A 20,782-nucleotide genomic window follows, 5' to 3' on the forward strand; every position below is an offset into this window, starting at 1 on the left:
TCCCCGCGAAGGCCGGGACCCATAACCGCCGGCAATCATTGCGTCAGGAGAAATTAGCAGCGTCGCTTCACAGAGGGACCTCGCGGTATGGGTCCCGGCCCCCGTGCGCAATTGCGCACTCGGCCGGGACGACACACCGAGAGCGATCAGCTGAGCGCCACGTTCACCGACGATTCCGGCAGCTCCGCGTTGAAGCAGCGCTGGTAGAACTCGGCGACGAGGGGACGTTCGAGCTCGTCGCATTTGTTGAGGAAGGTGACCCGGAACGCAAAGCCGATGTCGCTGAAGATGTCGGCGTTCTCCGCCCAGGTGATCACCGTGCGCGGGCTCATCACCGTCGACAGATCGCCATTCGCGAAGGCGTTGCGGGTGAGGTCGGCGAGGCGAACCATCTTGTTGACGATGTCGCGGCCCTCCGTGGTGCGATAGTGCTTGGCCTTGGCCAGCACGATCTCCACTTCCTCGTCATGGCTGAGATAGTTCAGCGTGGTGACGATCGACCAGCGGTCCATCTGGCCCTGGTTGATCTGCTGGGTGCCGTGATAGAGGCCCGAGGTGTCGCCGAGGCCGACGGTGTTGGCGGTCGAGAACATGCGAAATGCCGGATGCGGCTTGATCACCTTGTTCTGGTCGAGCAGCGTCAGCCGGCCGGAGACTTCCAGCACGCGCTGGATCACGAACATCACGTCCGGGCGGCCGGCGTCGTATTCGTCGAAGACCAGCGCGACGTTATGCTGGAGCGCCCAGGGCAGGATGCCGTCGCGGAATTCGGTGACCTGCTTGCCGTCGCGGACTACGATCGAGTCCTTGCCGACGAGGTCGATACGGCTGATGTGGCTGTCGAGGTTGACGCGCACGCAGGGCCAGTTCAGTCGCGCAGCGACCTGCTCGATATGGGTGGATTTGCCGGTGCCGTGATAGCCCGTGACCATGACGCGGCGGTTGTGGGCGAAGCCGGCGAGAATGGCGAGCGTGGTGGCGCGGTCGAAGCGGTAATCGGAATCGACTTCGGGGACGTGAGGATCGACTTCGGAATAGGCGGGGACTTCGAGATCGCTGTCGATCCCGAACACCTGGCGCACCGACACCTTCATGTCGGGCAAACCGGAAACTTCCTCAACTTTGGACATCGCGGCGGTCGTCATCAATCCTCCGAGGTCCCGGGCGATCCCGAGACCAGTTATTGCACGTTGGCTGCGGCTGGGTGCTGTTGCGAACCTATCAGAGACAACGGGCGGGCAGAAGCCCGCCCCCCGATCAAAGTTCCGTTGTCTTTTCATTTAGATAGGCAAGGAACGCGATTTTTGGAAGGCTGCCCTGCGAATCACGCCTGAATTTCGTGCCGAAGGCACCGTCCTGCCGACGCGGGTGGCACTTTTACCGCCGCTCATTACTTATGTAGGGTCTGAATATAGGGTCCGAACCCCAAGGCCCAATCCCACCGCAGAGACGATGTGACGTCCTTTCTCGATCCCCTCATTTCATTCGTCTCGGCCCATGCGTGGCTGGCCTATCTGACCCTGTTTCTGGCGGCCCTGCTCGAGGCGGTTCCGGTGGTGGGGTCGGTCATCCCCGGCTCGACGATCATCCTGGCGCTGAGCGCCCTGGTCCCGGGCGGCGAGCTCAAGCTGCAATGGGTGTTGCTGGCGGCGGCGCTCGGCGCAGTGCTCGGCGATGGTTCGGCCTACTGGATCGGACACCGGCAACAACGGGAGATCCTCAACACCTGGCCGCTGACCAATTATCCGCGTGTGGTCGAACAGAGCGAGAATTTCTTCCACCGCTTCGGCACCTGGGCGGTGTTCTTCGCCCGCTTCGTGCCGCCGATCCGTGCCTTCGTCCCGGTCACGGCGGGCGCGCTCGGCATGCCCCCGGCCCGCTTCTACGCCATCAACATCCCGGCGATCCTGGTCTGGGCGCCGGCGCATGTGCTGCCGGGCGTTTTGGCGGTGTCGGCCCTGCACGAATATGCCGGGCTGCCGCACCATGGGCATCCGTATAAGCATATGTGGATTTTGACCGTGGTCGGCGTGGCAATCGTCGTAGGCTTGGCGGTTTGGATCTATCGCCGCCGGAACGGCGGCGGCGTGGCGGTGGCGAAGCCGCGAGGGTGATAGCGTCGAGCGGCGCACTGCGGTTTGGGGACTTCGCAACGTGGCGGCCCTTGCCTCTAAGCCGTAACGCGTTACATTGTAACGCGTTACGTGGAATCGTTTCCAATGACTGCACCCGCTGAAAGAATGAAAATGATGCGCCAGCGGAGGCGGCTGCGGGGCTTGCGCGAACTGCGCCTGGTCGTAGCTGATGCTCGCTCGCGGTCAGTTCGACGACGGGTGGCGAAGCAAGTTGCCAGCCTCGACCCCGATCGCGAGCGCAACGCGCTGCAGTGGATCGAGTCGGTCTCCGAGTTTGATGCAGATGCAACGCGGTGACGTCGTGACCGTCGCTGCAACGGGCGACTATGGCAAACCCCGCCCGGCGGTCATCGTGCAGAGCGACGCTTTCCCTGAAACTCATGCCTCCGTCGTGATCTGCCAGTTGACTTCCGAACTGGCGCACGCCCCGGATTTTCGGGTGACTATCGAGCCAACCCGCGAAAATGGATTACGACTGAGATCGCAGGCGATGGCCGACAAGCCGATCACCGTGAGACGCGAACGGATCGGACAGAAGATCGGGCGCCTCGGCAGCCAGGATATGGCGCGGATCGGGATTGCTTTGGCGTTCGTGTTAGGGCTTGCGGATTGATCAGGTACCCGAGCACGGGCTTCCGCCAAGACGACCGCAGCAGCGATCCTAGCTAGCAGCGCCTCCCCTCCGCCCCGGCGCCGGTCCCACATACCTCGCCCGTGGCCTGATCAGCTTGCCGAACTGCAACTGCTCGCTCGCATGCGCGATCCAGCCGACGCTGCGGGCCATCGCGAACAGGGCGAGCTCGCTGCCGCCAGGCAGGCGCAGCGCGTGCACGAGCACCGCAAGCGCGTAGTCGATATTGACGAGTTCGCCGGTCGCCTCCGCGATCCGCTCGGGCACCTCCTTGGTGAATTTACGCGGTGCGCCTGCGCGAGAGAGCGCGTTGAGCAGCGATTGCGCGCGCCGATCGCCCCGCTTGTAGACGCCGTGACCGAAGCCGGCAAAGCGTTCGCCGAGCGCGACACGCTCGCGGACCATTGGCTCGACGTCACGATCGACCAGCGCCTTGACGAGCTGCGAGGCGAGCACGCCGGCACCGCCGTGCTTCGGTCCCTTCAGCGCGGCGAGGCCGGCGATGACGGAATCATAAAGATTAAGACCGGTCGAGGCTGCGCAACGCGCGGTGAAGGTGGACGCGTTCAACTCATGCTCGGCGAGCAGAACCAGCGCGCGGCGTATGAGATCGGCCGCGTGCTTGTTGTCGGGAGCCCAGGCACTGGCGATCTGCTGGTGCAGCGGCTCGGCGGACGGCTCCGTATTGAGCATGGTCGCGACCAGGAGCCGGACGATGCGCGCACCGACCATCGCACGTCCATCATGCGCGCGGGTGAAGGCGCGGGGATCGGCGCTCGATGCGAGCGCCAGCACGGCAATGGCGCGATCGATCGGCGCGGCGCGCCGCGCGGCCTGCGCGATCAGGCGCATCTCATCGGACACCGCGGGAAAATTGTCCGGCGCAAAGGGATCGACGCCGGAGACGTCCCACAGAAGCGTCGCCGTGTGCTCCAGCGTGTCGTTCTCCGCGAGATCGACGCAATTGACGCCGCGATAGATCGCGCCCTCCTCGGTGATGGTGGAGATCTCCGTGTCCATGACCGGCAGATCGGCATCGAAGCTGCGCAGGCCGCGCGGCTCCGGCGACGGCACCCGACGCTCCTTCAGCGCCCGGACGTCCTCGGCGCGATAGCGGTTCTTGCGCGAGTCGGGCGTCGGCTCGGAGCGGACCAGGCCGCGGCTGACATAGGCGTAGAGCGTGGCCGGCGAGATCGCGAGCTCGGCGGCGGCTTCCCGGGCGGAGAGGTAGAGACCTTCCGAATTTTTCATATTGATTAATGTAATCAAGATTGATCAATCTGTCGAGAGGCCTGATCTTTGGCTGGTGCAAAGGAGATTTGGGCCATGAACATCCACCTCACCAAGAGCCAGATCGGGCTGGACGGCGTTCCCGCGGCCGAAACCGTGCTGAGCCATGTCGACGGCGAGCGCGGCGAGTTGATCATCGCCGGCGAGCATGTTGGCCGACTGGCGAGCCAGTCGAGCTTTGAGGGCGTCACCGCCCGGCTCTGGAACGGCGCCAGCACGACCACGCTGAGCGAAGCCGATGTGCGCGCGAGCCTGGGCGCCGCACGCGAGCGCGCCTTCGCGCGGCTGGATGAGCTGCTGCCGGCAACGCGCGGCATGGGCATCATCGACGGATTTCGCGCGGCGGTCGCGGGAGTTCGCGCCGAGCACGGGCTCGCCCATGAGGCGACGATCGTCGGCGCATTCCCGGTGATTGCGGGCGCGCTCGTCCGCCGGGCTAGGGGTCTCGATCCCGTGGCGCCCGATCCGAACGTGAGCCAGGCTGCCGATACGCTTCGCATGCTGCACGGGCGCGCGCCCGAACCACGCGAGGTCAGGGCGCTGGACGCCTATCTCGTGACCGCCAGCGACCACGGCATGAACGCCTCGACCTTCACCGCGCGCGTGGTGGCCTCAACGCACGCAGATCTGTTTGCCGCCGTCACCGCCGGCTATTGCGCGCTGACGGGTCCGCTGCATGGCGGCGCGCCGGAGCCGGTGCTGGAAATGCTCGACGCGATCGGCTCGCGCGAGCGCATCCAGCCCTGGGTGGACGCGGCACTCGCCCGCGGCGAGCGAATGATGGGCTTCGGCCACCGCGTCTATCGCGTGCGCGATCCCCGCGCCGACGTGCTCAAGACCGCGATCGAGGCGCTGGCCTCGGACGGCGCCGACCTGCCGTTTGCCGGCGAGGTCGAGGCCTATATCCGCGCAGCCTTGCGCAAGAAGAATCCGGACCGGCCGCTGGAGACCAATGTGGAGTTCTTCACCGCGATCCTGCTCGATGCGCTGGCGATTCCGAGGCAGGCCTTCACGCCGATCTTCGCCGTGGCGCGCGCAGCCGGCTGGACGGCGCATGCGCGGGAGCAGCAGCGGACCGGGCGGCTGATCCGGCCGAGCTCGTCATATGTGGGCGCGATGCCGAAGGCGTAGGGAATGCGTAGCCCGGAGCGCGTGCTTCCCCTCTCCCCTTGCGGGAGAGGGTGGCTCGCCGCAAAGCGGCGAGACGGGTGAGGGGTTGTCTCGACACCCTCATATCTTGCAGTTGAATTCGCCGAGAGAAACCCCTCATCCGGCGCTTCGCGCCACCTTCTCCCGCAAGGGGAGAAGGGAAGAAAGCGCGCGCGAAGCCTACGCCTCGCGCACCACGGTCTTCAGATAATTATACGCCTTGATGATTTCGATCAGGCGATCCTCGGTGGAGCGGTCGCCACCGTTGGCATCGGGGTGGTGCTGCTTCACCAGCGCCTTGTACTTGGACTTGACGTCGGCGAGCGTGGACTCGGGGCCGAGGCCCATCACCTGAAGCGCCTTGCGCTCGGCGTTCATGATCTTGCGCGTCTCGGCCTTGGGCGCGGCCTGCGGGCCGGCGCGCCAGCCGGTGCGGCCGTTCAGCTCCTGGAACATGCTGAACGGATCGAAGGCGCCGTCGATCTCGGCCTCGGCGCCCTTCTTGACGCCGCCATTGGCGCCCATCTTCCAGGTCGGACGATGACCGGTCAGCGCATCTTTCTGATAGCGCGCGACAGCGTCGGCATTCATGCCGGAGAAAAAATTGTAGTTCTGGTTGTACTCGCGCACGTGGTTCAGGCAGAAGTGCCAGTACTCACGCTGATTGTCGCGACCCTTGGGCGCACGATGCGCGCCCTTGTTCTGACACCCGGTCCATTCGCAATTGACCACGGCGTCGCGCGGCTTCACCTCCGGCTGCTTGCCTTTCGGCTTGATCCGGATGGAGTCGAAGAACTTTGATGAATCGATCGGCATGGCTGACTTTGACTACGCAATGCAAAAACCTTCAAGTCTTGACATTGCAATTAGCTGAAAAGCATAGCCGAAACTATGCTGAGGCGTCCTTGAACGGCCGCTAGAGGCGGCCTATGCAATACGGAGAGCGATCTCGCACCGTAATGACCCAGATGGCCATCAGAGACACTATCAGCAACAAGTTGCAGGAAGCTTTCACGCCGGAAAGCCTGCAAGTCGTCGACGAGTCACATTTGCATGAGGGCCACGCCGGCCATCGGCCGAGCGGCGAGACGCACTTTCGGGTTTATATTGTGTCTTCCGCCTTCAAAGGGAAGAGCCGGGTCGATCGCCACCGCATGATAAATTCGGCGCTGGCCGCGGAACTCTCCGGCAGCGTGCACGCGCTGGCGATCCACGCGCAAGCGCCGGGAGAAGGCGGCAGCTAGCTCGCCGATGCGGCTGTCATGCCCGCAAAGGCGGGCATCCAGTAGTCCGAGGCGGCGCGGCTAGAATCGAGCCGCTGCGGCTTACTGGATCGTCCGCCCCAGTGCGCAAGCGCGCACAAGGCGGACGATGACAGCTACCGCTTCAAAACGACGTCCCCGCCCGCCGCCGCTTGGCTTCCTCCATTTCCGTCTCGCGCGGCACCGGTGAGATACGGAGCGCGGTGATGCGGTTGCGTTCGCGGCGGAGGACGCGGAAGCGGAAGCCGTGAAAGGTGAAACTCTGGCCGCGGTCGGGGATCGAGCGCGCCTCGTGAATGACGAGGCCGGCGACCGTCGTTGCCTCTTCGTCGGGCAGGTGCCAGTCCATGGCGCGGTTGAGATCGCGGATCGGGACCGAGCCGTCGACGACGACCGAGCCGTCCGGCTGGGCGCGCACGCCCGCGACCACGACGTCGTGCTCGTCGGAGATGTCGCCGACGATCTCTTCCAGAATGTCTTCCAGCGTCACGAGACCTTCAACTTCGCCGTACTCGTCGACGACCAGGGCGAAATGAGTCTTGCGGCGGCGGAACGCCTTGAGCTGCTCGGAGACGGGCCGCATTTCCGGCACGAACCAGGGCGGCAGCGCGATGGTGGAGACGTCGATGCGCGCGGTGTCGCCGTCGGACGCGCGGATCGCGCGCAGCAGATCCTTGGCGTGGAGCACGCCGATGATGTTTTCCGGCTTTTCCCGCCACAACGGGATGCGGGTGTATTCGGCCGCCAGCACCTCGCGCACCAGATCCTCCGGCGGCAGGTCGGCGTTGATCATCGTCATCTCGGTGCGATGGATCATGACGTCGGAGACCTGGAGCTCGCGCAGATCGAGCAGCCCGCCGAGCATGTCGCGGTCGTGCTTCTCAAACTTGCCTTCATGATGCAGCAGGTCGACCGCGCCGCGGAGGCGCTCGGTCGGCGACAGGATCGCCTGGTGCTCGCCGGCAAGGCCAAACAGGCGCATCAACAGCCGCACGATGACTTCCACGATCCGCAGCAGCGGCCCCAGCACGTACATCGTCAGCCGCATCGGGCGCGCCACCGCGAGCGCCATACGGTCGGGCGCGTTGATCGCGATGGTCTTGGGCAGCACCTCGGCGAAGATCACGACCAGTGCGGTCATCAAGCCGGTGGCATAGAGCACGCCCACGTCGCCGAACCAGGCCGTGAAGATGCTGGTGGCCAGGGCGGATGCACTGATATTGGCGATGTTGTTGCCGAGCAGCAGGGCGCCGATCAGGCGCTCGCGCATGTCGAGCAGCTGCGAGACCACGTCGGCATCGCGATTACCCTGCTTGGAGAGCCGCAGCATGCTGGCGCGCGAGGCGCCCGTCAGTGCGGTCTCGCTCGCGGCGAAGAAGCCGGAGACCAGCAGGCAGAGAATGACGATGGTGAATCCGAGCCAATCCATGAACCACTCTGGCTTCTTGTTTTGACGCGTTTCTTACGCGAACCGGTACCCACTTCGCGCGAAAACGCTGTAGCGCCGTTCAGCCTCGCGTCATGCCTTTTGCGCGAGCTTGTCCTTCAGGAAGTCGCGCACCGGAGCCGGCTCGACGTTCTTCACGGCGACGGCCCGCCCCACGGCCTCCAGCAGGATGAAGGTGAGCCTGCCGCGCTCGACCTTCTTGTCCTGCGCCATCAGCGTCATCAGCGCGTCGGCATCGGCAAGCCCCTCCTGCGCGAAGCCCGCGATGTCCTGCAAGCGCGTCGGCAAGCCGGCGTCAATGAGGTGACGCTCGACTCGCATCGCATCGGCTTCGCCGATCATGCCGAGCTTCGCCGAAAACTGCGCCGCCAGCGTCATGCCGATCGAAACGCCCTCGCCGTGAAACAGGCGGTCGGAGAAGCCGGTCGCGGCTTCCAGCGCATGGCCGAACGTATGGCCGAGATTGAGCAGCGCGCGCTCGCCGGTCTCGCGCTCGTCGCGCGAGACCACGCCGGCCTTGGCGCGGCAGGAGGTCGCGATCGCATGCTCGCGCGCCGAACCGCCTTTGGAGATATCGGAATGGTTCTTCTCGAGCCAGGCGAAGAACGCCTCGTCGCCGAGCACGCCGTATTTGGCGACCTCGGCATAGCCGGCGCGGAATTGCCGCGGCGACAGCGTGTCGAGCACGGCGGTGTCGGCAATCACCAGCACCGGCTGGTGGAAGGCGCCGAGCAAATTCTTGCCCTGCGGCGAGTTGATGCCGGTCTTGCCGCCGACGGAGGAATCGACCTGCGCCAGCAGCGAGGTCGGCACCTGCACGAAATCGACGCCGCGGCGCAGGATCGCCGCTGCAAAGCCGGCGAGATCGCCGACCACGCCGCCGCCGAGCGCGATGACGAGATCGTTGCGCTCGATTTTCGCGGCGATCAGGGCTTCGCTGACCTTTTCGAGACCGGCATAGGTCTTCGAGATCTCACCTTCCTCGACGACGATGCGCGATGTCGCAATGCCGCTGGCTGCAAGCGATGCCTCGGCGGGTTCGAGCCAGTATTTCGCGACCGTGCGATCCGTCACGATCGCGGTGCGCACGCCGGGACGCAAACGCGCTACCCGTTCGCCGAGCGAGGCCAGCACACCGCGGCCGATGACGATGTCGTAGGCGCGATTCTCCAGCGCGACCTCGACATTGACGGGATCAGAATGTTTCAAAGGCGCGGTCATCGTGCGGCACTCGCGACGTCGGCTGGTGGCGGGGACGCCTGTTCGCCGCAAACATGCGCGCGCAGCGTCTCGATGGTCTCATCGACGATCTTGTCGTGCGGCACGTCGCGCGAGGCGATAGTGAGGTCGGCATGGCCGTAGACCGGCTCGCGCTCGGTGAGCAGGCGCGTCACGGTTCCTTCGGGATCGGCGGTCTGGAGCAGCGGACGGTCGGCGCGCCGGCGCACACGGCGCATGATGACGTCATGATCGGCCTTGAGCCAGATCGAGATCGCCTTTGCCGCGATCCGGGTCCGCGTCTCCTCGCGCATGAAGGCGCCGCCGCCGGTCGCCAGGACGATGGGGCCGCCGTCGAGCAGACGCGCGATCACGCGGGCCTCGCCGTCGCGGAAATGCGGCTCGCCATGGCGCTCGAAGATTTCCGGTATGGTCATGCCGGCCGCCGCCTCGATCTCGGTGTCGGCATCGACGAAGGGCAGCTTGAGCCGGAGAGCCATGCGGCGGCCGATGGTGGATTTGCCCACCCCCATCATGCCGACGAGCACGATCGAGCGCGTCCCCAGCGCCGACAGGATGTCGGCCTCGGGCGAGGCTTGGATCGGCAACGCGGCGTCGGGCATTTGTCTCGCTCGAATGGGTCTCGCTCGATCTGCCGCCAAAGGCGGCATCCTTTGGCCACCTATACGACCCCGCAGGGGCCCTCGCCAGAGGACTCTTGCCACGAAACGGCGAACGTGTTGGATGATTTCATTGGTTAATTTGCCCGCCAAGCCCTTGACCGAGACCCTCTCCGAGATCCTGCCGATGCCCAGCCTGTTCCGCTTCCTGACGGTCGTCGCCGTGATCGCCGGCATCGTCTATGGCGTGGTCTTCGCGCTGGCGAACTTCGTCAATCCCAAGCCGCGGGAAATGACGGTGACGATCCCGCCGGATAAGTTTCTCAAGAAATAGCAGCTAGGCTGCCGGCATGCGTGCCAGATCTTCCGATAACAAGTCCTCAGACGCCAAGCTCACCGGCCTGTTCCTCGACATGCTCGCGGCGGAACAGGGCGCCGGCCCCAATACGCTCGACGCCTATCGCCGCGACCTCACCGACTTCTCCGAGTTTCTTGGTCGCGCCGGCCATGCATTCGCGGACGCGGAAACACAGACGCTGCGCGACTATCTCGCCGATCTCGATACGCGGGGCTTCAAGTCCACCAGCGTCGCGCGACGGCTGTCGGCGATGCGGCATCTCTATCGCTTCCTCCTGAACGAACGCATCAGAACCGACGATCCCGCGGCGATCCTGTCCGGCCCCAAGCGCGGCCGCGGCCTGCCGAAGGTGCTGTCGATTGCGGATGTCGACCGCATGCTCCGCCGCGCCAAGGAATTGAGCGAGGCGGAGGATGCTTCGCTCTCGAAACGGCTGCGCGCCCTGAGACTCTATTGTCTGCTCGAGGTGCTCTACGCCACCGGCCTGCGCGTCTCCGAACTGGTGGCGCTGCCACGTACGGCCGCGAAGCGCGACGCCCGCATGATCGTGGTGCGCGGCAAGGGCAACAAGGAACGGCTGGTGCCGCTCAACGAGGCCTCGCGCCAGGCGATGGCCGATTATCTCGCGGCGACGGAGGCGGCCAAGGACAACAACAAGACTGACAAGAAGAACAGCGTGGCGGCCTCGAAATGGTTGTTCCCCTCGTTCGGCGAGAGCGGACATCTGACGCGGCAGCATTTTGCCCGCGACCTGAAGGAGCTCGCAGTCGCTTCGGGCCTGCAGGCCCGGCTGGTCTCCCCCCACGTGCTGCGCCACGCCTTCGCCAGCCACCTGCTGCACAACGGGGCCGATTTGCGCATCGTGCAGACGCTGCTCGGCCATACCGACATCTCGACGACCCAGATCTACACCCACGTGGTCGAGGAGCGGCTGAAGAGCCTGGTCCGCGACCTGCACCCGCTGGCGGAGAAATAGTTGCTGCCGTAGCTGCAGTAGCCCGGATGAGCGAAGCGACATCCGGGATTGACGATCGGGCGACCTGCCCCGGATATCGCTTCGCTCATCCGGGCTACGGTACTGGAACGATGAAACCGCCTTGACTTCGGCCACATCTCCGCAGAAAGAGCCGGGGCCTCACGATGATTTGGCCTGCGCTCGTTGCGAGCACACAAGTCAACTCATTGACGAACCTACACTTCTTTCCGCGACATCGAATCCGCTTCGCCGCCTCGCCCCGTCCTCCCTATATTGAGTTGATGCCAGACCAGATGCGCAGCTATCTCGATTTCGAAAAGCCCGTCGCCGAGCTCGATTCCAAGCTCGATGAATTGCGGACGCTTGCGGCCTCCGGCAGCGACATCGCCGAGGAGATCGGGCGGATCGAGGACAAGGCGGCGCAGGCGATGGCCGACCTCTATCTGAACCTGACGCCGTGGCAGAAAACGCTGGTCGCGCGGCATCCGCAGCGGCCGCATTTCAACGACTTCATCAAGGGCCTGATCACCGAGTTCACCCCGCTCGCCGGCGATCGCAAGTTCGGCGAGGACGAGGCGCTGGTGGCCGGCTTCGGCCGCTTCCGCGGCGAGGCCATCTGCGTGATGGGCCAGGAAAAGGGCGATTCCACCGAGAGCCGCATCAAGCATAATTTCGGCATGGCGCGGCCCGAGGGCTATCGCAAATGCGTGCGGCTGATGGAGATGGCGGAGCGGTTCGGCCTGCCGGTGCTGTCGCTCGCCGATTCCGCCGGCGCCTATCCCGGCATCGGCGCGGAAGAGCGCGGCCAGGCCGAGGCGATCGCGCGTTCGACTGATGCCTGCATGGCGCTGACCGTGCCGAACGTCGCCATCATCACCGGCGAGGGCATGTCGGGCGGCGCCATCGCCATCACCACCGCCAACAAGGTCCTGATGCTGGAGCACGCGATCTACAGCGTGATCTCGCCCGAGGCGGCGTCCTCGATCCTCTGGCGCGACGGCTCCAAGGCGCAGGAAGCCGCCAACAACATGAAGATCACGGCCCAGGACATGCTCCGCTTCGGCGTGATCGACAGCATCCTGAAGGAGCCGGTCGGCGGCGCCCATCGCGACCCCGCCGCCATGATCGCCACCACGGGCGACGCCATTGCCAAGGCCTTTGACGAACTCCGGGGTCTGGACGGGGACGCCATCCGCAAGCATCGGCGGCAGAAATTCCTCGATATTGGCCGGAAACTGGGCTGATTCGGGCGGGCTTTGGGGCCCGTTGGACGCGTCCCCCTCCGCCGTCGTCCTGGCTTTCGCCGAGACGACGCTGAATTTGAGGCCGGCCAAACCGTCCCGGAGGCCCCCGGTAACCCCGCGTTAACCCTTTTTTTGCCCAAATCAGCGATCTCAGTGCTGGTTTGGCCGAAAGGCCCAAGTTTCAGCCCAGTTTAAGTCTTCGTTGACCACGCCTTTGGGCCAACGGGCTCGTGATCCCCGTGCGGGTTGCGACCACATGACCCAGAGGTTAGAATTTTAATCAATGGCTTCAGGGCATAAGCGCTGGAGCGTGATTGCGAAAAAGCCCGTCGCGACGGGTCCCGGTCTCCGGTCGGATCATGCTTCAAGATTGGGGTTTGCGCGCGATGCCTTGGACGGTGTGGGGTCCATCTTGATTTCTCGTTCGCTTGCTCGCGCGTTTCTGGTTTCGGTGGCGCTTGCCGCCAGCTTCGTGCTGGCCGGCTGCGACACCGACCAGGTTTCGCTTGCGACCAATGCCAAGGCCAACCAGCCGGTGCCGCCAAAGCTTCTCGCCGCGATGGTCGAGAAGAACATGGATCTGCAATCACCGATCCTGGTGCGCCTGTTCAAGCAGGAGGCCGAGCTCGAGGTCTGGAAGCAGACCCGCAACGGCCAGTTCGCGCTGCTCAAGACCTATCCGATCTGTCGCTGGTCGGGCGATCTCGGCCCGAAGGTGCGCGAAGGCGATCGTCAGGCGCCGGAAGGATTCTACTCGATCAATCCGGGCCAGATGAATCCGCAATCGGCGTACTATTTGTCGTTCAACACGGGCTATCCGAACGCGTTCGACAAGGCTTTGGGCCGCAGCGGCTCGCAGCTGATGGTGCATGGCGATTGTTCGTCGCGCGGCTGCTACGCGATGACGGACGAGCAGATCGCCGAGATCTATTCGCTCGGGCGCGAGTCCTTCTTCGGCGGCCAGAAGGCGTTCCAGTTGCAGGCCTATCCGTTCAAGATGACGCCGGTGAACATGGCCAAGCACCGGAACAATCCGAACATGCCGTTCTGGAAGATGATCAAGGAAGGCTATGATCATTTCGAGGTGACGCGGCAGGAGCCGAAGGTCGATTTCTGCGAGAAGAAGTACGTGTTCGACGCGGCGAAGCCGCCCGACGCCAAGCGCGATCCGGTGTTCGACGCGTCCGCTAAGTGCCCGGCCTATGTGATCCCCGAGGAGATCGCCAGCGCCGTGCGCGAGAAGGATGCGCGCGACCAGGCGGAGTACAACAAGCTGGTTTCGCGCGGCACGCCCGTTGCGCGCATGAACACCGGCATCGACGGCGGCATGAACAAGATCTTTGCCGCGAAGATTCCGGAAGGCTCGACCGGCCTGTCGGAGGGCGCCGAAGGCACCACGCTCCAGATGTTGGCGATGGCGAAGGCGCCGGGCACCATCCCTGGACACGTCAATCCGCCGAAGCCGAATCTCGATGCAGCCGCGCCCTCGCCGCAGGAAGAGCCGGTCGTCGCCGTCAGCGCGCCCGCCGCCAGCGCCCGCGTCGCCACCGCAGCTCCGCCCGAGAAATCCGGCTTCTTCTCCAATCTCGGCCGCAAGATGGGTGTGGGCAATGCCGACGCCACGGCGACCACGCCGCCGCCGCAGGCCACGGCATCCGTCGCTCCGGCTGCAACGACGACCACCGCAGCGTCCCGGCTGAAGGCCGCGGTGACCCGGTTCGTACCGGGCCGCGACACGTCCAAGGACGCAGCGAAGGATGCACCGAAGCCGGCTGTTGCCGCTGCCAAACCCGCCGAAGCTGCGAAGCCCGACACCCGCCTCGCCGCAACCCGCCCGACGCTGAAGCCGTCGGTGTCGGATGGCGCGGGTGAAGCGACCCAGATCATGGGCGCCGCGCCGGTGGTGCAATCGAACTCGTTCGACAGCCGGTTTGGGGCGGTGAAGTAAAGCGGGCGCTCCGCTTAATCTCTTCGATCCATCCCAGCCTGACGCCGTCATTCCCCGCGAAGGCGGGGAATCCAGTATTCCAGAGGCACCCCTTATCGATCGAGAAGCTGCGGCGTACTGGATGCCCCGCCTTCGCGGGGCATGACAGCCGAGTTCGGTGTGAGAGCGACGCGCTTCACGCGCGCCCTACGGCGCCAGATACCGCAGCAGCTCCGGATTGCCCCTCACCTCGCCCGCTTCGCCTTGCAGCGCGACGCGGCCGCGGTCCAGCACGTAGGCGTAATCGGCGACGCGGAGCGCGAGGTCGAGGTGCTGCTCGACGATGATGACGGCGATGGTTTTCGCAAGCTCGATCAGGCGCTCGGTGATCTCCTCGATTACGCCGATCCAGACGCCTTCGGTCGGCTCGTCGAGCAGAAGAAGTTTTGGATCGCCCAGCATGGCGCGGCCGATGGCGAGCATCTTGCGCTCGCCGCCGGAAAGCGTGCCGGCGGGCTGGTCGAGGCGCTGGCCGAGCTTTGGGAAGATGGTCAGCACGTGCTCGACCGCGTCGGCTTTCCTGCTCGCGAGCGACCCGACCGCGAGATTGTCGCGCACCGACAGGCGCGCGAACACCGAATGCTCCTGCGGCACGTAGCCGATGCCGGCGCGCACGCGCTCCTGGGTCGCGCGGCGGCTGATGTCGCGGCCATCGAAGGCGACCTCGCCCTTCCACGCCGGCAGTTCGCCGACGATGGTCTTCATCAGCGTGGTCTTGCCGGCGCCGTTGCGGCCCAGCACGGCGACACCGCCGCGCCAGGGAATGCCGAGGTTGACGTCGAACAGGACCTGGCTGCGACCATAGCCGGCGTCGAGATGCTTGATGTCCAAAAATTCAGGCACGGCGCAAATAAATCTCCTGGACGGCCTTGTTGGCCTGGATCTCCGACACCGTGCCGGACGCCAGCACCTTGCCCTGGTCGAGCACGGTGAGACGATCGCAGATGTCGCGGATGAAATCGAGATCGTGCTCGACGATGACCAGCGAGCAATGCTTTTTGATCGGCTGCAGCAATTCACCGGTGACGCGGCGCTCCTCCAGGCTCATGCCGCCGGTCGGCTCGTCCAGCAGCAGAAGCTTCGGCTTGCAGGCCAGCGCCATCGCGATCTCCAGCCATTGCTGCTGGCCGTGCGACAGCGCCGCCGCCGCGTCGAAAGCGCGGTTGGCGAGGCGAAATTGCGTCAGCATGGTCATGACCTGATCGTGCAAGAGCCCGCGCGTGCGCGAGAACACGAGATCGAACAGCGAGGATTGCGCCTGCAGCGCGAGCAGAATGTTGTCGTAGAGCGTCAGCGTCGGCAGCACGGATGTGATCTGAAATTTCAAGCTCATACCGGCGCGGGCACGCTCGGTCGGCGTGAACGCGGTGATATCGGCGTTGACGAAGGAGACCTTGCCCTGTGTCGGCACCTCGGCGCCGGCGATGCACTTCATCAGCGTGCTCTTGCCGGAGCCGTTCGGGCCGATCAGGCCGTGAAACTCGTTCTCGCCGACGGTCAGCGCGGCGCCGTCGAGCGCGGTGAGCTTCCCGAAGATCTTCTTGACGCCGCTGGCTTCAAGGAGCGGCATCGCGCTTCTCCTTCCCGGTCTTCCTGGATTTGCCACCAAAGCTGCCGACCCGCTCGCGCTCGCCGAGCACGAAGCTGATCAGGCCGAGCGGCCGGAACAGAATCACCAGCAGGAGCAGCACGCCAAGGATGATCGGCCAGACCTCGCGGTAATTGTCCGAGAGCCAGAAGCTGACGCCCTCAACGATGACGGCACCGATGACGGCGCCGATCAGCGTGCCGGAGCCGCCGAACAGCACATAGAGCACCACTTGCGTCGAGACCACGACGCCGACCATGTTGGGCCAGACGAAACCTTCGTGGAAGGCATAGAGGCTGCCGGCGAGGCCGGCCACTGCGCCTCCGATCGCAAAAATGATCGCCTTCAGATGCTGCGCCTTGTAGCCGAAAAAGGCGATGCGCTGCTCGTTCTCGCGCAATCCCGCGAGCGCCAACCCGAACTGCGAGCGCACCAGAAAGCGGCAGAGGAGATACACCACGACGAGCAGGCCAAGCACGAGATAATAGAACGGCGGCCCTTCCGAGAACTCGTAACTGCCGAGCGTCATCGAGGAGATCGAGGGGATGCCGTTCTGGCCACCGAGATAGTACCAGCCGCGCGCAAGCCGATCGGCGGCGTAGGATCCGGTCAGCGTGCCCAGCGAGACGAAGATCACGCTGGAGGGATGCCGTCCAAGCAGCAGGAAGCCGCCGAGCAGTAGCGCAAAGGTGAGCCCGATCATGGTGCCCGCGGGCAGCACCAGGAAGATGTTGGTAATGTCGAGATCGCGCGCGAGCAGCGCCACGCCATAGCCGGCCGAGCCGAAAAACAGCGCCTGGCCGAAGCTCATGATGCCGGCATAGCCCCACACCAGGTCGAATGACAGCGCGAACAGCGCGAGGATGATCACGCGCGCCGCGAACACCGTGAGGTAGTCCTGCAGCACCAGCGGCGCGAGCAGCGCCGCGACGAGCACGACGCCCTCCACGATCGGCAGGATTTTCCGCGCCGAACCGGCTTGCCCTGCTGATCCGTGTTCAACCATGGCAACGTTCTGCTCCCCGCCGATCTCGGCGGGGACTGCCTGCTTCACTGCGCCCATCGCTTTCGGCATTCGACTCTAGCATTCCTTGGGATCGACGAGTCCGTCGCTGCGTCCGACGATCTCGTAGTTCCCGCCTTTGGCGACAGCGGTGTACATCTTCATCTTGCAGTGGCGCTTGCCCGGCACCATCTCGGCAGGTCCGCCGGGACCTTCGGCGATCTTGGCATGATCGAGCGCAGCGGCGACCGAGTCGCGATCGACCTTGCCGGCTTCCTTGACGGCGGCTTCCCACAGCTTCAGGCCGCGATAGGTGCCGGTGGCGGCGCTGCCGGCAGCGAACAGGAAGTTGCCCGGGAAATCCTTCTCGTAGGCCGCCTGGATCTTTGCGTCGAACGGGTTCTCCTTGGTGAGCACCTTGAAATAATCGAGACAGCTGGCGAGACCCTCGATCTCGGCCGCCTGATTGATGTTGAGCGTGTTCTCGTCATAGTAGACGCAGGCCAGCCGTCCGCCATTCTTGAGAAAGCCGGCCTCGTAGAGCTGCTTGAAGAACGGACCGACGCCGGGCGGGATGACGGTGTTGAAGACGACGTCGACCTTGTTGGAGATGATGCGGTTGACGGTCGAGGAGAAGTCGACCTGGTCGAGTGGATAGTATTCCTCGAACACGACCTCGCCGCCGTTGGCCTCGATCACCTTGCGGGCGTAGACGTTGAGCGTGTGCGGCCAGACATAGTTGGCGCTCGGCAGCGCGAACTTCTTGCCGCCGTTCTTGATCAGCCAGGGAATGAACTCGTCACACTGCTGCGCCGGCGTCGGCCCGGTACAGAACAGATAAGGCGTGCACTCCTTGCCTTCGTAGAGCTGCGGATAGATGTAGAGCGTCTTGCCGCGCGCGACGATCGGGTCCTTGATGGCGTTGCGCATCGACGAGGTGATGCCGCCCAATACCATGTCGACCTTGTCGCGCTGGATCAGCTTGCGGACGTTGCCGACCGCGACGGATTCGTTCGAGGCGGTGTCCTCGACAAAGAGCTCGAGCGGGCGGCCGAGCAGACCGCCGCCGGCGTTGATCTCCTTGATCACCATCTTGGCGACGTTGGCGTCGGCATTGCCGGCGTAGGCAATCGGCCCGGTGAGGTCGGTGGCGATGCCGACCTTGATCGGGGCTTCGGCCGCATTGGCCCAGGGCGCCGGGATCACCCAACTGCCGACGCCGGTTGCGACTGCACCGGAGGCAAAGGCGAGATTCGAAAGGAACCGGCGACGGGAGAGCTGAGAACGATCGGACATGTGACTAAACCCCTCTTCCAGCAATGAGGCCCTGCGGCCGGAATTTGATGAAGACGATGGCGAGAACGAAGACGAGGACATCGGCCACGACGGGCGCCATCACCCAGGGCAGCGCGGCGCTGAGCGTGCCGATGACGCCGGCGCCCGCGACCGGCCCGATGAAGGAGCCGACGCCGCCGACCATGACCGCGACAAAGCCCTGGATCAGGAAGCGCAGGCCGAGATCGGCGAACAGGCTGAACACCGGCACGATCAGTGCGCCGGCAAGGCCAGCAAGCGCCGCGCCGAACGCAAAGGTGGCGCCGTAGATCAGCGGCGTGGAGATTCCGGAGGCGCGGGCCAGCGAAGGATTTTCCAGGGTAGCGCGCACGCGCAGGCCGAAGCTGGTGCGCGCCAGCAGCAGATAGCAGCCGCCCATCACCAGCGCCGTGATGATGATGATGGTGAAGCGCCAGGCCGAGATGTGCATGGCACCGATATCGATCGAGCCGCCGATCGGCTCCGGCACGGTGAGATAGAAGCCGCCGATCAAGCCGCGCACGGATTCGCGGATGATCAGGCCGAGCGCATAGGTGCCGAGCATGGCGACGATGGGGGCTGCGTAGAAGCGTCGGATGATCAGCGCCTCCAGCACGAAGCCGAGCGCGCCGACGACGAAGGGCGCGGCGACCATGCCGGCCCAGATCGGCAGGCCATTGGCGTAGGCAAGATAGGTGATGTAGGCCCCGAGCAGGACGAACTCGCCCTGCGCGAAGTTGAAGATGCCCATCATGCTGGCGATGATCCCGAGCCCCAGCACGATCAGGACGATGATCGCGCCGAAGCTCAGGATCTCGAACGCCGCGACGAACGCGTTAGCCATGCGCCGGAGCCTTTCCCGTTCCGAAGGAATCGGAACGGGGCTCCGGCTCGTTGTCTTGACGCGTCCGAAAACGCTTCCCTGTTCCGTTGGCCCGCATCAATGCCTCGCTCACATCTTCTTCCAGTCGCCGATCTGCTCGAAGGCGTGGGCAGCCCGGTAGATGGTGGATTCCTCGAACATGCGGCCGACCAGCATCAGGCCGACGGGCAGGCCGTCGACCATGCCGCAGGGCAGCGACATCGCCGGATGATGGGTGATGTCGAACGGCGCGGTGTTGGAGATCATCTCCAGCGCACGCGCGACATAGTCTTCGCGGCTGGCCGTGGGCTCCGGCAGCTTCGTCGCCTTCATCGGCGTCGTCGGCAGCAGCAGCAAATCGTAGTCTTTGAAGGCCTTGTCGTAAGCCGCGGTCAGGCGTCGGGAAATGTTGAGAGCCTTGCCGTAATAGCGCGGACCAAAAGTGTTGTTGATGTAGGTGCCGAGCAGCAGGAACAGCTTTGTGGTCTCGGACAGAGAATCCGCCTGCCGGCGCCAACCCCGATGGAAATCCATCAGAGTGGTCGAATAGAGGTCGGATCGGCTCAGCCCATAACCGTCGCCATACATCATGGTCTGGGTCATGCCCTCGGTGCCGATCGGCGTCCAGATCGCGGGGCCCATGAGATGCATCGGGATCGAAACGTTCTCGACCGTGGCGCCCAGATCCTTGAAACGCTTTGCGGCCTCCCGCACGCTCTCGTTGACGGCGGCTTCGGCCGTCGCCTGCTCAAAGCCTTCCTTGAGGATGCCGATCCTCATGCCCTTGACGCCCTGGCCGAGCGCCTTGGTGTACTCCTCGACCTTGGGCGCCTTGATGCGGGGATCGTAGCCGTCGTCACCGGCCAGCACCTCCAGCAGCAGCGCGTTGTCGGCGACGGTCGCCGTCATCGGGCCGGTGTGGTCGACGAACACCTCGATCGGCATGATGCCGGTGTAGGGCACGAGGCCCCAGGTCGGCTTCATGCCATAAGTGCCGCAGAACGAGGACGGCATGCGGATCGAACCGCCCTGGTCGCCGCCGATCGCCATGTCGACCTCGCCGAGCGCGACGACGACGCCGCTGCCTGACGACGAGCCGCCGGCCGAATAGCCCATCTTGTGCGGATTGTGGACGGCGCCGACCGCATTGGTGTGGCTGCCGCCGGACATGCAGAAGGATTCGCAATGAACTTTTCCGGCGATCTCGGCGCCGGCATCGAGCATGCGGGTGACGATGGTGGCGTCGAAATCAGGGACGTAGCCTTCGAGCGTCGCCGAGCCGTTCATCATGGGAACGCCGGCGAGCATGATGTTGTCTTTCAGGGCGACCGTCTTGCCCTTGAGCTTGCCGCTCGCCGCACCCTTCACGGTCGACTTGCGATACCAGGCGTTGCGCGGGTTCTCTTCCGGCGAGGGCCGATAGCCCGGCGTGCGCGGATATTTGACCTCCGGCACCTCGTCCGGCATGGCTCCGACGAGATTGTAGGCCTCGATCGAGCCCTGCATCAGACCGCGGAACGAGGCGACATCGTCGTCGGTCAGCGAAAGGCCGCACTGGTCGGCGACACTGCGCAATTGGGCTGGCGTGGGAAGGACAACTGTCACGGCGCTCTCCTCAAAGGCTTCTTGATCCCTGGAATTGGAATCCCTGGCATTGGAGCCTCATCGGCGCGCATGTGCGGCGCGCGCCCATCGGCT

At 64.8% G+C, this 20,782-nt stretch carries 21 protein-coding genes; 9 read left to right on the forward strand and 12 right to left on the reverse strand.

Going from position 1 to position 20,782, the window contains the following annotated elements; translation table 11 throughout:
• Positions 1 to 146: 146 nt before the first annotated feature.
• Positions 147 to 1,145: a cobaltochelatase subunit CobS gene (gene cobS / locus AC0L3B_RS18600; RefSeq protein ID WP_018452933.1), complete on the reverse strand. Its 999-nt coding sequence runs from the start codon at positions 1,143 to 1,145 to the stop codon at positions 147 to 149.
• A gap of 309 nt (positions 1,146 to 1,454) precedes the next feature.
• Between cobS and AC0L3B_RS18605 the strand changes: the two genes are divergently transcribed.
• The 3 genes from AC0L3B_RS18605 to AC0L3B_RS18615 all read left to right on the forward strand — a co-directional run bounded on the left by AC0L3B_RS18605 (position 1,455) and on the right by AC0L3B_RS18615 (position 2,748).
• A complete protein-coding gene (locus AC0L3B_RS18605; RefSeq protein ID WP_018452932.1) occupies positions 1,455 to 2,114 on the forward strand; it encodes a DedA family protein in 660 nt (219 codons plus the stop codon).
• Between the two features lie 105 nt (positions 2,115 to 2,219).
• The gene (locus tag AC0L3B_RS18610; RefSeq protein WP_143273843.1) at positions 2,220 to 2,432 is read left to right on the forward strand and encodes an antitoxin MazE-like protein; all 213 of its coding nucleotides are present in this window, start codon (positions 2,220 to 2,222) and stop codon (positions 2,430 to 2,432) included.
• Positions 2,419 to 2,748, forward strand: a complete 330-nt coding sequence (locus tag AC0L3B_RS18615) for a type II toxin-antitoxin system PemK/MazF family toxin (protein WP_026232424.1) — start codon at positions 2,419 to 2,421, stop codon at positions 2,746 to 2,748. Before AC0L3B_RS18610 ends, AC0L3B_RS18615 begins: the two co-directional genes overlap by 14 nt.
• A 48-nt stretch (positions 2,749 to 2,796) precedes the next feature.
• Here the strand turns inward: AC0L3B_RS18615 and AC0L3B_RS18620 are convergent, their stop codons facing one another.
• Positions 2,797 to 4,017 carry a citrate/2-methylcitrate synthase gene (locus AC0L3B_RS18620; RefSeq protein ID WP_085358851.1) on the reverse strand — a complete coding sequence of 407 codons (1,221 nt, stop codon included), beginning with the start codon at positions 4,015 to 4,017 and terminating at the stop codon, positions 2,797 to 2,799.
• 75 nt (positions 4,018 to 4,092) lie between these two features.
• Here AC0L3B_RS18620 and AC0L3B_RS18625 point away from each other — a divergent pair, with 75 nt between their 5' ends.
• Complete coding sequence (locus AC0L3B_RS18625; RefSeq protein ID WP_018452928.1) at positions 4,093 to 5,187, forward strand: citrate synthase/methylcitrate synthase; 1,095 nt, start codon at positions 4,093 to 4,095, stop codon at positions 5,185 to 5,187.
• A 198-nt stretch (positions 5,188 to 5,385) separates the two neighbouring features.
• On the opposite strand, the gene AC0L3B_RS18630 is transcribed toward AC0L3B_RS18625, so the two are convergent.
• On the reverse strand, positions 5,386 to 6,021 hold the full coding sequence (locus AC0L3B_RS18630; protein WP_027515160.1) for a J domain-containing protein: 636 nt from the start codon (positions 6,019 to 6,021) through the stop codon (positions 5,386 to 5,388).
• A 152-nt stretch (positions 6,022 to 6,173) separates the two neighbouring features.
• Between AC0L3B_RS18630 and AC0L3B_RS18635 the strand changes: the two genes are divergently transcribed.
• A complete protein-coding gene (locus tag AC0L3B_RS18635; RefSeq protein WP_026232423.1) occupies positions 6,174 to 6,449 on the forward strand; it encodes a BolA family protein in 276 nt (91 codons plus the stop codon).
• Between the two features lie 142 nt (positions 6,450 to 6,591).
• Here AC0L3B_RS18635 and AC0L3B_RS18640 read toward each other — a convergent pair whose 3' ends face one another.
• The 3 genes from AC0L3B_RS18640 to AC0L3B_RS18650 all read right to left on the reverse strand — a co-directional run bounded on the left by AC0L3B_RS18640 (position 6,592) and on the right by AC0L3B_RS18650 (position 9,755).
• Positions 6,592 to 7,896, reverse strand: coding sequence for an HlyC/CorC family transporter (locus AC0L3B_RS18640; RefSeq protein ID WP_247360809.1), 1,305 nt, complete (start codon positions 7,894 to 7,896; stop codon positions 6,592 to 6,594).
• 90 nt (positions 7,897 to 7,986) lie between these two features.
• The gene (gene aroB, locus AC0L3B_RS18645) at positions 7,987 to 9,135 is read right to left on the reverse strand and encodes a 3-dehydroquinate synthase (RefSeq protein ID WP_473380876.1); all 1,149 of its coding nucleotides are present in this window, start codon (positions 9,133 to 9,135) and stop codon (positions 7,987 to 7,989) included.
• Positions 9,132 to 9,755, reverse strand: a complete 624-nt coding sequence (locus tag AC0L3B_RS18650; RefSeq protein WP_473380877.1) for a shikimate kinase — start codon at positions 9,753 to 9,755, stop codon at positions 9,132 to 9,134. The genes aroB and AC0L3B_RS18650 overlap by 4 nt, the downstream gene beginning before the upstream one ends.
• A gap of 184 nt (positions 9,756 to 9,939) precedes the next feature.
• Here AC0L3B_RS18650 and AC0L3B_RS18655 point away from each other — a divergent pair, with 184 nt between their 5' ends.
• The 4 genes from AC0L3B_RS18655 to AC0L3B_RS18670 all read left to right on the forward strand — a co-directional run bounded on the left by AC0L3B_RS18655 (position 9,940) and on the right by AC0L3B_RS18670 (position 14,278).
• Entirely contained in the window at positions 9,940 to 10,086 is a 147-nt protein-coding gene (locus tag AC0L3B_RS18655) for a hypothetical protein (RefSeq protein WP_035669499.1), read from the forward strand.
• Between the two features lie 16 nt (positions 10,087 to 10,102).
• Complete coding sequence (gene xerD, locus AC0L3B_RS18660; RefSeq protein ID WP_247360805.1) at positions 10,103 to 11,086, forward strand: site-specific tyrosine recombinase XerD; 984 nt, start codon at positions 10,103 to 10,105, stop codon at positions 11,084 to 11,086.
• A gap of 281 nt (positions 11,087 to 11,367) precedes the next feature.
• Positions 11,368 to 12,330, forward strand: a complete 963-nt coding sequence (locus tag AC0L3B_RS18665) for an acetyl-CoA carboxylase carboxyltransferase subunit alpha (protein WP_007599220.1) — start codon at positions 11,368 to 11,370, stop codon at positions 12,328 to 12,330.
• Positions 12,331 to 12,742: 412 nt separating this feature from the next.
• Positions 12,743 to 14,278 (forward strand): L,D-transpeptidase family protein, encoded by a 1,536-nt coding sequence (locus AC0L3B_RS18670; RefSeq protein ID WP_473380878.1) that lies wholly within the window; start codon positions 12,743 to 12,745, stop codon positions 14,276 to 14,278.
• Between the two features lie 186 nt (positions 14,279 to 14,464).
• Here AC0L3B_RS18670 and AC0L3B_RS18675 read toward each other — a convergent pair whose 3' ends face one another.
• From AC0L3B_RS18675 to AC0L3B_RS18700, 6 genes are all read right to left on the reverse strand, one after another.
• Positions 14,465 to 15,160, reverse strand: a complete 696-nt coding sequence (locus AC0L3B_RS18675) for a branched-chain amino acid ABC transporter ATP-binding protein (protein ID WP_026232421.1) — start codon at positions 15,158 to 15,160, stop codon at positions 14,465 to 14,467.
• Positions 15,153 to 15,887: an ABC transporter ATP-binding protein gene (locus tag AC0L3B_RS18680; RefSeq protein WP_018452918.1), complete on the reverse strand. Its 735-nt coding sequence runs from the start codon at positions 15,885 to 15,887 to the stop codon at positions 15,153 to 15,155. The genes AC0L3B_RS18675 and AC0L3B_RS18680 overlap by 8 nt, the downstream gene beginning before the upstream one ends.
• Positions 15,874 to 16,980, reverse strand: coding sequence for a branched-chain amino acid ABC transporter permease (locus AC0L3B_RS18685; protein ID WP_473380879.1), 1,107 nt, complete (start codon positions 16,978 to 16,980; stop codon positions 15,874 to 15,876). The genes AC0L3B_RS18680 and AC0L3B_RS18685 overlap by 14 nt, the downstream gene beginning before the upstream one ends.
• Positions 16,981 to 16,986: 6 nt before the next feature.
• A complete protein-coding gene (locus AC0L3B_RS18690; RefSeq protein ID WP_018452916.1) occupies positions 16,987 to 18,204 on the reverse strand; it encodes a substrate-binding protein in 1,218 nt (405 codons plus the stop codon).
• 4 nt (positions 18,205 to 18,208) lie between these two features.
• Positions 18,209 to 19,066, reverse strand: coding sequence for a branched-chain amino acid ABC transporter permease (locus AC0L3B_RS18695; RefSeq protein ID WP_473380880.1), 858 nt, complete (start codon positions 19,064 to 19,066; stop codon positions 18,209 to 18,211).
• A 108-nt stretch (positions 19,067 to 19,174) separates the two neighbouring features.
• Entirely contained in the window at positions 19,175 to 20,689 is a 1,515-nt protein-coding gene (locus tag AC0L3B_RS18700; RefSeq protein WP_085351652.1) for an amidase, read from the reverse strand.
• Positions 20,690 to 20,782 lie beyond the last annotated feature (93 nt).

The organism is Bradyrhizobium sp. Kon56 (assembly GCF_055807635.1).

Coding starts and splice junctions, on each gene's coding strand:
- cobS (WP_018452933.1), bottom strand. CDS start 1,145: ATGACGACCGCCGCGATGTCCAAAGTTGAGGAAGTTTCCGGTTTGCCC.
- AC0L3B_RS18610 (WP_143273843.1), top strand. CDS start 2,220: ATGACTGCACCCGCTGAAAGAATGAAAATGATGCGCCAGCGGAGGCGG.
- AC0L3B_RS18615 (WP_026232424.1), top strand. CDS start 2,419: ATGCAACGCGGTGACGTCGTGACCGTCGCTGCAACGGGCGACTATGGC.
- AC0L3B_RS18620 (WP_085358851.1), bottom strand. CDS start 4,017: ATGAAAAATTCGGAAGGTCTCTACCTCTCCGCCCGGGAAGCCGCCGCC.
- AC0L3B_RS18625 (WP_018452928.1), top strand. CDS start 4,093: ATGAACATCCACCTCACCAAGAGCCAGATCGGGCTGGACGGCGTTCCC.
- AC0L3B_RS18630 (WP_027515160.1), bottom strand. CDS start 6,021: ATGCCGATCGATTCATCAAAGTTCTTCGACTCCATCCGGATCAAGCCG.
- AC0L3B_RS18635 (WP_026232423.1), top strand. CDS start 6,174: ATGGCCATCAGAGACACTATCAGCAACAAGTTGCAGGAAGCTTTCACG.
- AC0L3B_RS18640 (WP_247360809.1), bottom strand. CDS start 7,896: ATGGATTGGCTCGGATTCACCATCGTCATTCTCTGCCTGCTGGTCTCC.
- aroB (WP_473380876.1), bottom strand. CDS start 9,135: ATGACCGCGCCTTTGAAACATTCTGATCCCGTCAATGTCGAGGTCGCG.
- AC0L3B_RS18650 (WP_473380877.1), bottom strand. CDS start 9,755: ATGCCCGACGCCGCGTTGCCGATCCAAGCCTCGCCCGAGGCCGACATC.
- AC0L3B_RS18655 (WP_035669499.1), top strand. CDS start 9,940: ATGCCCAGCCTGTTCCGCTTCCTGACGGTCGTCGCCGTGATCGCCGGC.
- xerD (WP_247360805.1), top strand. CDS start 10,103: ATGCGTGCCAGATCTTCCGATAACAAGTCCTCAGACGCCAAGCTCACC.
- AC0L3B_RS18665 (WP_007599220.1), top strand. CDS start 11,368: ATGCCAGACCAGATGCGCAGCTATCTCGATTTCGAAAAGCCCGTCGCC.
- AC0L3B_RS18680 (WP_018452918.1), bottom strand. CDS start 15,887: ATGCCGCTCCTTGAAGCCAGCGGCGTCAAGAAGATCTTCGGGAAGCTC.
- AC0L3B_RS18685 (WP_473380879.1), bottom strand. CDS start 16,980: ATGCCGAAAGCGATGGGCGCAGTGAAGCAGGCAGTCCCCGCCGAGATC.
- AC0L3B_RS18690 (WP_018452916.1), bottom strand. CDS start 18,204: ATGTCCGATCGTTCTCAGCTCTCCCGTCGCCGGTTCCTTTCGAATCTC.
- AC0L3B_RS18695 (WP_473380880.1), bottom strand. CDS start 19,066: ATGGCTAACGCGTTCGTCGCGGCGTTCGAGATCCTGAGCTTCGGCGCG.